Here is a 10,493-nt window from a genome sequence, read left to right as displayed (position 1 = left end):
CGCCCGTGTTGGTTGATTTTTGGGCCGAATGGTGTGGCCCGTGTCGAATGGTCGGCCCCGTCGTGGAGGAACTGGCCGGCGAATTTGAAGGCAAAGCCAAAGTCGGGAAAGTGGATGTGGATTCCAACCCAGAGATATCGACCAAATACGGAATTCGAAGCATTCCCTCTCTGCTGATCTTTAAGAATGGGGAAGTGGTCGACCAGATCGTAGGCGCCGTACCGAAAGCACAACTCAAAAAGCAGCTGGAAGCACAAGTCCAGAATTGATTGCCATGTGATTTCGCGGCGGCATTGTAGGAGTAGTATCCGTTGTTAAATGTACCTATAAGTTTCAAATTAAAAGCGTCCGGCCCAGCCGGACGCTTTTTTTTATTCTGTGCCCGGCTTTCCCTGCAAACCTCTGAATACGGAGGTCCCCGACCCTGTCTATTCGTATTTTCAGAACTTCAAACCCGGAACGCCGGCCCCTTCCTGCTCTCTTTCAGGCAGGATGTTGCATGCCGGTTACAGGCTTGATATGCCCGGGTACAGGCTTTGTATAAAGCGTAACCGCCCCGAAGAGTATACAGATTACACGATCCGTATGACTGTCTGCTCATTTTATTTGCAGCGAGGGATATAAAAATAAAGCCGGATGGCAAATCATAATTATTTAGGATGTATATTACCTGTACTTTATTAATTGGCAATAGTCCATTATTATCACTTAATTAGACTATAAGAAGAGATTAGCCATAAAAAAATAGTGCGAAAGGCGAACATATACTTCGGAGGCTTGGTAAAGGGGATTTGTAACAGGAATAAATAAATTTATGGAAAATTAGTTATAGCCTAATTTCTTGTATTTTTATTTTAAAGGATAGGTATAAAATGGTAGAGTACACATCAAATGAGCAGCGACTCTGGGAATCTTTTCTGGACGGAGATTTAAAGGCCTGGGAGCAGATTTTCAAGTTGTTTTACAGGGATCTGTATGGATACGGGATTAAATTGTCGGCACGGCCGGAATTAACAAAAGACTGCATTCATGAACTTTTTGTCGTACTGTGGGATCGAAGAGCACATTTGGATGAAGTAGGATCTGTCAAGGCCTATCTTTTGGCTTCTCTGCGAAGAAGTCTGCTGAAGAAAATCCGGAAAGAGCGAAAGCATTATGTAGACTGGGACGAAAAAGTGCATGCCACGGTCGATATTCAATTTTCGCCGGAAGAGATCATCATAAGGGGCGAAATAAAAGCGGACAAGCGAAACGCCTTATACAAGGCCCTTGATTCGCTTCCCGACCGACAGAAAGAAGTACTCTACCTGAAATATTTTAACGGCATGAGTTATGACGAGATAGAAGAGATCCTGGGTATCAACTATCAGTCCATACGCAATCATGCTTACCGGGCGGTGAAAAGTCTGAGGAAAATTATGGACGATCAATTTTCCGAAGTTGCCATCTCGCTGTTTCCCATTCTTTTGGTCATATCCTTTTGAAGTGGTAAGAGATCCTGTTTGAGCGACCACAGGAAACGGTTTTTCCTTTTGGGTACGAACGCTGACACTTACTCTCGTTCGGTCGCGCTTTTGGGTACCGGTTCCCCAGGCCCCATGTCCCGCCGGGACTGCCTTGTTCTATTATGAGAGGCTTTTGAAAACCAGGGGTTTTGTTCCATGCCAACCCCTGAGCGATTTCAAAACCGCAGTGTATTGATTATACATAAGGAGTTGGAAATCGCGAAAATGCAGAGATTGGGCAAGACAACGGTTTTGCAAAGGTTTCTATGAAACAAGGTTGTGGAAAAATTTAAGGCTCCTTCCGATAACGCCTACCCGCACAAAAGAGATATTCCACAGAGACGCAGGACAATTTGATGAGCCCGATGGATTCGTCAAGTATCGTTTAAATAAAGTGAAAGCCTTTTTCAAGACTGGAAAAAAATAAAATTAAGGTGAGTACATAATGATTTGAACTGCTCTATGGTAGTGAGTGAAGATTTTTTTAAACCGATTAATTCAGCGTGAAAGAAAAAAGGAAGACCATAGATCAATTGCTTAGTGATCCCTCCTTTGTCAGGTGGGTGGAGGGAGATTTAAACCGCCGCGAGGCTAAGCGTTGGAACCGGTGGGTTCAAAAAAATGAAAAGAACAGGAAATTGGCGGTAGAGGCCCAAAAAAGGATTTCAGGGTTTACTTTCAAGGATCCGTCGCTGCCTGATGTTCATTCCGAATGGGAAAAAGTTCATTATGAGGTCACCCCGGGAAAGGAGAAGAAAGCGGGAGTTCGGAAGATGACGGCCGGTCAAAATCGTGATCTACTCAGTATGGCCTTAAAAGCGGCTGCCGTAGTTTTAGTTGGGGTATTTGTAGGCTTCGCTACCTATATGTACCAGGAGCCGGTATCTGAAGAGGAGCCTGTAGCATTACAAACTCTTCAAACGGATTATGGTGAAAAAAGGACGATTAATCTTTCCGATGGCTCCACGATTATCCTGGCTCCCAAATCCAAAATTATATACCGGGAAAACTGGTTGGAAAAGGCGGTAAAACAGATTAGATTGGAGGGAGAAGCTTATTTCTCTATTGCACCTCAGGAAGCCACAGGGCAACCAAAGTTTATCGTTAATACGGAAGATGGTTCTGCTTCTGTCTGGGGTACGCGATTCACGATGGACACCTACGGAACAGGGACCAGGGTCGTGTTGGAAGAAGGAGAAGTGCGGGTCCTTACCGAAGAAACGGGAGACAGGGAGAATTCCGCAACGAACATACAGCCGGGACAGATGATACGCTATAGTAAATTAAGCGAGAGCATAGAACTCAAGCAGGTCAATCCAAGGGTGTACACCTCATGGTCTACGAATGAGCTCTTCTTCGATAACACCCCCCTGTCAGTGTTGATAAATCGGATTGAACGGACCTATGGAGTTGAAGTAGTAGTAGAAGAGCAGGAACTGTTGCAAAGGAATCTTTCCGGGTCAGTTGATTTCAGGAATCTGGAAGGATTAACGAATGCGGTAGCGGAAGTTTTCGAAATTAAAATTCATCGATCAGGGGAGACCCTCGTTATCAAACAATAATAAGAACAAACAAGGCATGATTATGAAAAGGTACAAGTGGATAGTAAGTCTGATTGTTTTTCTGGTCGCTTTTACGCAATGGACGGCGGCCCAGAATAACCAGAATAACAATAATATTTATGTCACTGCCAGCGACTGGAGCACACAGAATCTGTATGAGGTAGCGGAAGGAACCAGCCTGCAGGAGGTTCTCTCATTAATTGAGAATAAGTATAATGTTAATTTCTTATTTGACAGCAAACTGCTTGCCGACCGGCACCTGTCTGAAAATAAGATATTATACCTGAATCGTGATCTGTTTAATCTTCTCGACGGGCTGCTTGCCGAGTTTGGTTTTACGTATAAAAAACTTACTCACCGGACCCTGGGCATTGTTCCGGCAGAGCTGGCCCTGGAGGAGACTGTTTACATGGAAATGATCTCGGGTACCGTGACGGATGCCCAGACCGGGGAACCCCTGCCGGGTGTGAACGTGATGGTCAAGGGGACGACCACCGGGACGTCAACCGATAGCGAGGGGAACTTCGAATTCAATGCCCCCTCATTGCAGGACACCCTGGTTGTGTCGTTTATCGGCTACCAGACCCAGGAAGTGCCTATAAGCGGACGCACCACGTTAAATATTGAGCTGGTTTCCCAGGCTATAGCCGGTGAGGAAGTGGTTGTTACCGCCTTTGGTCTGGAAAGAGAGACCCAGTCACTTACGTACAGTACGGAAGATGTGGACAGCGAATCGCTGACGGAAGCGCGGGAATTGAACGTGGTGAACTCGCTTTCGGGTAAAGTCGCGGGGATGCAGGTCAACCAGGCCGGTACCGGAGTCGGCGGTGCTACCCGGGTGGTTCTTCGGGGAAACCGATCCATTTCGGGCAGCAGTCAGCCGCTGTATGTGGTCGACGGGGTGCCTGTTCGCGGGGATATCAGCAATATGAACCCGGACAATATTGAAAGCATTAATGTGCTGAAAGGGCCGAATGCGGCCGCTCTTTACGGGAGTGAAGCACAGAATGGCGCCATCGTCGTTACGACGAAAAGGGGGCAGGCCGGAGAAGTGGAGATCAGTTACAGCAGCAACTTTATGTTCAGGGATCCGCTGCTGCTAACCGAGTACCAGAACCAGTACGGTCAGGGGACGTCCGGGGAATATGCTCCCAGCTCTGAATCAAGCTTTGGCCCCAGAATGGACGGGCGGATGGTCGACCACTGGTCGCCGGATCCCGAAATGGCCGGGGAACAGTATGCGTTCAACCCCCAGCCGGATAATGTACGGGATGCTTTTCAGACCGGTTATAATTCGTCCAATAACCTGACGGCCAGTATGGGAAGCGAGAATATTCAAGCCCTGTTCTCTTATACTTTTACCAATTCAGAGGGCGTGGTGCCGGGAAATGAACTGGATCGCCACAACATCAGTGCCCGCGTAAACAGCCAGCTCAGCGATAAGCTATCGTTGGACAGCAAACTGTCGTATATGCGCCAGAGCATTGATAATCAATTATTCACGGGCGAGAATTTTGCCAATCCCATCCGGCATATCTATCGCATGCCGCGGAATATTCGGACGGCGGATGCTGAAAATTTTGAATATTTTACTCCGGAGGGGACCCGGCGCCAGCACTACTGGAATCCGCTTTCCAACGGCGGTGCCAACCCATACTGGACGATGAATCGCAACCTTAGAGAGAATGTCGGCGATCGCGTGAATGCACTGGCTTCGCTGACCTATGACTTTACGGATTACCTGAGCCTGATGGTTCGTTCGGCCTATGACGGGGGAAGCGGAGAATCAGAAATAAAGCGCTATAACGATACGTATGTAATCGCCCAGAATGGGTATTACGGCATATCCCAGAGCACTGGCTATGAATGGAACAGTGATTTCCTGCTTTCCTATAACCAGGATCTTGCCGAAGACTGGTACGTGGAAGCCAACCTCGGTGGGAACATCAAGCAGGAGCGGAACTCGTCCATGAGCTCGAATACGAATAATGCCCTTACGATCCCCAACTTTTTTGCTATTTCCAATACGCAGAATGTAGCGGCCAGTGAAAATATCGGATCCCCGGTAGATATTTACTCGGCTTATGCATTTGGACAACTGGTCTGGAAAGACGCCATCTACCTGGATGTCTCCGGCCGTAATGATATCAGTTCCACCCTGCCCGAAGACAACCGATCGTACTTCTATCCTTCGGTCGGCTTGTCAACAAGTTTAACGGAGTTAATTCCCGGAATGCCGGAGGTGTTAAATAATGCCCGGATCAGGGGCTCGTGGGCGAAGGTGGGGAACAGCGCCCCGCCCTTTATGACCATTCGGACCGCAAGCCTGTCGGCAGGGGGAAATAACGGTTTTCTGCAGTTGGATACCACCCTGCCCAATGAAGACCTGAAGCCCGAAGAAACAGAGTCGTATGAACTGGGGGCCAACATCCAATTTTTTGAAAATCGACTGGGCCTGGACTTCACCTACTATAAAACGAATACCCGGGACCAGTTGTTCCAGGTGGCCGTACCGGTAGGTTCCGGGGCCAGTTCCTTTTTTACCAACGGCGGAGATGTTTCAAACGAAGGGTATGAGATCCTTCTTAATGCAACGCCGGTGCAAAACCAGGACTTTAACTGGGATCTGAACGTGAACTATTCTGCCAATAAAAATATGGTGGAAAAGATTTCGGAAGATCAGCCTCGCCTGACACTTGCCACTGATTTCCTCCGTGCTTTTCGCATTGAAGAAGGAAAACCTTTCGGGCAGGTTTATTCGAGGGGATGGGAGCGAACAGAAGATGGACGGGTGATCGTAGGAGAGGATGGTATCCCGGAGGTAACCGGTGGGCGAACTGTCCCCGTAGCGAACTTTGAGCCGGACTGGCGGGGAAGCATCCGAAGCAGCTTTTCCTACAAAAACCTGAGTATGAGCTTTTTGATCGACCATCGCCAGGGAGGAAGCATTGCTTCCCTTACGAACGCCATCCTGTTTGACGATGGCTTGACCAAGCAGACGCTGAAAGGGCGAGAAGAAGGGATGGTGTTCGGAAGAGATATCTACAGCGATTTAACAGCGGTCGTTCGTACAGGCGGAACCGATGATAATCCTGAGTATAGTGAGAACACCACCCAAATTAGTTCCCAGCAGTTGTGGACGTCCATCGGGGGACGTAATACACCGGTCGGGGAAGCGTTTGTCGTAGATGCCACCAACACCCGTTTGCGGGAGCTCACCCTCGGTTACACGCTGCCGCAGACGCTGATTTCCACGCTTCCTGTCTCCAACGTGAAATTCTCGCTGGTGGGCAGAAACCTGCTCTTCATCCACCGGGCCTCCGAGAACCTGGATCCCGACCTTATGACCGGAACGAATGCAGCGGCCGAGGGATTTGAATCCTTTACTCCACCTTCAAGCCGCACGTTCGGCGCGAACATCAAGATAGATTTTTAGAAATAATATTAATGCAAATGTCTTAAGGGAATTTTATTATGAACAGACTTAAAAAGAATACATTTACAATGGTGAGCATGAGTCTGCTGGTCATGCTCTTTATGGCGGGTTGCAACGACCTTGAGGAATTGAATACGCCGGATGACCAGCTGGTCGCAGGGAACCTGGAGGCCCCCCAATTGGGACAGGCATTTGCCCAGGCCCAGTTTTACGGGATGTACGGAAGTCCGGGTCCTTTTCAGCTTTCCCAGTCGCTGCATGCGGATATATACGCCCAGTATTTTGCCACGACGGCAGCAAATTTTGACTCGGATCAGTTCGTGATGATCGGGAGTTGGCAGGACGGAGGCTGGAACGGCTTCTATGGCACGGCCGCACCCCAGCTCGATTTTGTCGAGAACTTTAGCGCCGAAAACGGCATGGACCTCGAGAATGCCATTGCCAAGGTAATGAGGGTACAGCTCTACCATCGCATTACCGATTTCTGGGGACCTATTATCTACTCGGAGTTCGGTAATGGAGAAACCCGCGTACCCTATGATTCCCAGGAAGAAGTATACAATAACTTTTTCGCCGCGCTCGATTCAGCGGTTACAGTCCTGGAAGCCAATACCGGTGGGAATGCGTTCGGCAGTAACGACCAGATTTACGAAGGGAATGTGGACCAGTGGCTGACGTTTGCCAACTCCCTGCGGCTTCGGTTGGCCATGAGAGTCAGGTATGTTGCTCCGGATCTGGCACAGACAGAAGCCGAGAAGGCGGTAAGCGGGGGTGTTATGATGGATAACTCGGATAATGCGGATCTGCTGACGACCCAGAATTCCAGGAATCCCTATACGACTATTACCGACTGGGGCGAATTCCGCATGAGTGCGGCCATGGAAAGCGCACTTGACGGCTATGAAGACCCCCGCCGGTCAACATATTTTCAGCCTGCGGCCAATGGGGACCAGGACGGGGACGGCAGTCCCTATGAAGGGTTCCGCAACGGCTTGCCCAAAACCCAGAAGGAGTCAGGGGTGGAAGGCCAGGGTCTGAATGACCGGTATTCGGATATGGGCGTCGACTGGCTGAATGACAGCAGGGGCGGATCCAATCCAGCCATCGATATCATGGATGCCTCAGAAGTCTACTTCCTGAGAGCCGAAGGGGCATTGATCGGCTGGAACATGGAAGGAACGGCCGAAGAGCTCTATGAAGAAGGTATTCGCCTCTCCATGATGGAAAACACCTCGGCTTCTGCTGAGGAAATCGAGGCGTATATAGAAAGCGGGGATACACCGGCCTCCCCGGACGATGTGTGGGACAGCCCCCCGTTATCGGATATACCCGTTGCCTTTGACAATTCGGGCAGCGTAGAGCGGAGGCTGGAGCAGATTATTACCCAGAAGTGGCTGGCGCTCTATCCCAACAGCATGGAAGCCTGGGCGGAATACCGCCGGACAGGATACCCCACCCTGTACGACCCGATTAATTCCCTGAACTCTGATATCCCGGTAACAGACAGGGTGAAACGAATTCCCTTTGTCAGCAGTGAATACTCGGACAATGCGGAAGCAGTGCAAAACGCGATACAGTTATTGTCATCGGGATCGGATGATGAAACTACTGAACTTTGGTGGGACGCAAAGTAGAAATTATAAAAAGCAACCTATAGATAGAGAGTAAATAACAGGGACTAAAGGGTTTTTCCCTTGCTCCCTGTTATCACTATAGCACCTAATACGGCTCTTCTGTCGGCTGATGATAAGTATGTAAGCAAAGTATCAAAGTTCGCTTAGTCCTTTTAATATCTATTTAAACCTCTCAGTATTTATGAAACACATTTACTACCGGAGCCTGGCTACACCTGCACTGTTAATCTTTCTGGCTTTCACCCTGCTTGCCTGTGGCTCCAACGACGCCAGTCAGCCGGGCAGCGATAACGGGCCGGACAACTATGATTATGATGTCGAGGAACGGCTGGCAGAGCTGGGTGTGGACCTGGGCGAGGAACCAACCCCGCCGGTGGCTAACTACGTGCCCACTGTGCGGACCGGCACCCTCATCTTTTTATCGGGACACGGTCCCGATAAACCGGATGGAAGCCAGGTGATCGGTAAGGTGGGAGAGGACCTTTCCATTGAAGAGGGACAGCAGGCGGCGCGATTGACGGGTATCTCCCTGCTGACCTCCCTTAAAGCTGAAGTGGGGGACCTCAACAAGGTCAAGCGCGTGGTCAAGGTTTTCGGTATGGTCAACGCCACCAGCGATTTTACCGAGCATCCGCAGGTCATCAACGGCTTTTCGGATCTGATGGTTGATGTGTTCGGCGAAAAAGGCAAACACGCCCGCGCTGCGGTGGGCATGGGCTCGCTGCCGGGCAATATACCGGTTGAAATTGATATGATCGTAGAAGTGGACGAGTAGTTTTACGGATGTTCCCCAATGAACCCTGCCTGCTCCCGCGTCTCTGTGGAACGATGTGCCTGGTGGGTCGGCGTGACACGGCATGTTGTAGGTCCATAATGACAGTATAGTAAGGCTTGCACTGTATATTGATATTAAAGCCAGACACTCACGATATTCAGAAAATGTTAAATTATTTTTTCCAGCAAAGGGCATGAACCGGATAGATAATGCTTCCCTGAAAATAGTACCGTTTTTACTTCTGGTTATCTTGTTGACAAACTGCAGGGTAGCGGATGATGGCAACGGGACCGGTGCCGATTCCACAAATGCCGGTTTGTTGGTGCCGGAGGGATTTGAAGTAACCATCGTGGCGGACAGCATCGGCAAGGCCCGCCATCTGGCGGTCAACGATAACGGGGACATTTATGTGAAAATGAAGTCCTCCGACGATCAAAAGGGAGCCCTGGCGCTGCGCGATACCACCGGGGACGGGGTCATGGATGTCGTGAAAAGATTTGGCAACAGGGACGGAAATTTTGCGGAAACCGAAATGACCATCCACGACGGCTATCTTTACTACACTTCAAGCTTGCGGGTCTACCGACAAAAACTCGTACCCGGCCAGTTGTTGCCTGATGCAGAAGTGGATACCATCCTGATCGATGATCATGAGCACGGCGATCATGAGCACAATACCAAGCCTCTCGCCTTTGATGGTAAGGGTAATATGTATGTGCCTTTTGGAGCTCCGAACAACGCGTGCCAGGAGCCCAAGCGAACCCCGGGGGTAGCGGGACTGGATCCCTGTCCGATTCTGGAAAATCACGGGGGGATCTGGCGGTTTGAAGATGACAGAAAGAATCAAAAGCAGGAGGACGGCGAACACTTTGCCACCGGCCTGCGCAGCATTGTTGCGATGAACTGGAATCCGGCTGATGACCATTTGTATCTGGTGATGCACGGCCGCGACGATTTGCACCGGTTGTTTCCCAATGAATTTTCACCCTGGGAGAGCGCTGTGCTGCCCTCCGAGGAGTTCATGCGGGTAACCGGGGGATCTGATTTCGGCTGGCCCTATTGCTATTACGATCACATTCAGCAAAAGAAAGTATTGGCCCCGGAATACGGAGGAGATGGCGAAACGGTGGGACGGTGCCGTGAATATGATGATCCCATACTGGGATTTCCGGGTCACTTTGCGCCCAATGACCTGCTTTTTTACCAGGGCGATCAGTTTCCGGAGCATTACCGGAATGGAGCCTTTATCGCCTGGCATGGCTCCACGATCCGAAGTCCCTATCCCCAGGCGGGGTACTTTATCGCTTTTGTGCCGTTCGAAAACGGGCAAATAGCCGGGGAGTGGGAGGTTTTTGCCAACGGTTTTGCCGAAACAGACCCGATTATCAACACCAGCGATGCCAGTCACCGTCCCTCGGGACTGGCCGTGGGTCCCGAGGGCTCCCTGTATATTACGGAGGACCGGAACGGGCGGATCTGGAAGGTCCGTTATACCGGCGACAAAGCGACGTTCGGGGAGCAGCAGCTGGCCCGGATGAAAGATGAAAAGCAGACGGCGAGCAACATTCGCCGGCCTCACCC

Annotated in this window: 7 protein-coding genes; all 7 read left to right on the top strand. The window is 50.1% G+C overall.

What is annotated here, in order from left to right:
• Positions 1-269, top strand: a 269-nt coding sequence (trxA, locus tag ACESLU_RS07225; protein WP_372637192.1) for a thioredoxin, incomplete at its 5' end; no start/stop codon positions are given.
• A 603-nt stretch (positions 270-872) separates the two neighbouring features.
• Entirely contained in the window at positions 873-1,484 is a 612-nt protein-coding gene (locus tag ACESLU_RS07220; protein WP_372637190.1) for an RNA polymerase sigma factor, read from the top strand.
• A gap of 524 nt (positions 1,485-2,008) precedes the next feature.
• Positions 2,009-3,067 carry a FecR family protein gene (locus tag ACESLU_RS07215; protein WP_372637187.1) on the top strand — a complete coding sequence of 353 codons (1,059 nt, stop codon included), beginning with the start codon at positions 2,009-2,011 and terminating at the stop codon, positions 3,065-3,067.
• A gap of 22 nt (positions 3,068-3,089) precedes the next feature.
• Complete coding sequence (locus ACESLU_RS07210; RefSeq protein ID WP_372637184.1) at positions 3,090-6,503, top strand: SusC/RagA family TonB-linked outer membrane protein; 3,414 nt, start codon at positions 3,090-3,092, stop codon at positions 6,501-6,503.
• A 38-nt stretch (positions 6,504-6,541) separates the two neighbouring features.
• Positions 6,542-8,137 carry a SusD/RagB family nutrient-binding outer membrane lipoprotein gene (locus ACESLU_RS07205; protein WP_372637181.1) on the top strand — a complete coding sequence of 532 codons (1,596 nt, stop codon included), beginning with the start codon at positions 6,542-6,544 and terminating at the stop codon, positions 8,135-8,137.
• Positions 8,138-8,318: 181 nt separating this feature from the next.
• Positions 8,319-8,912: a RidA family protein gene (locus tag ACESLU_RS07200; RefSeq protein WP_372637177.1), complete on the top strand. Its 594-nt coding sequence runs from the start codon at positions 8,319-8,321 to the stop codon at positions 8,910-8,912.
• Between the two features lie 193 nt (positions 8,913-9,105).
• On the top strand, positions 9,106-10,493 hold a 1,388-nt coding region (locus ACESLU_RS07195; RefSeq protein WP_372637175.1), incomplete at its 3' end, for a sorbosone dehydrogenase family protein.

Origin of the sequence: Fodinibius sp., from assembly GCF_041642155.1 — a bacterium.
Classification (GTDB): Bacteria; Bacteroidota; Rhodothermia; order Balneolales; family Balneolaceae; genus Fodinibius.
This window is presented reverse-complemented; position numbering and strand designations above follow the sequence as displayed.

Bases quoted from the DNA above. Each gene is read 5' to 3' on its own strand.
- ACESLU_RS07210 (WP_372637184.1), top strand. From the start codon at position 3,090: ATGAAAAGGTACAAGTGGATAGTAAGTCTGATTGTTTTTCTGGTCGCT.
- ACESLU_RS07205 (WP_372637181.1), top strand. From the start codon at position 6,542: ATGAACAGACTTAAAAAGAATACATTTACAATGGTGAGCATGAGTCTG.
- ACESLU_RS07200 (WP_372637177.1), top strand. From the start codon at position 8,319: ATGAAACACATTTACTACCGGAGCCTGGCTACACCTGCACTGTTAATC.
- ACESLU_RS07220 (WP_372637190.1), top strand. From the start codon at position 873: ATGGTAGAGTACACATCAAATGAGCAGCGACTCTGGGAATCTTTTCTG.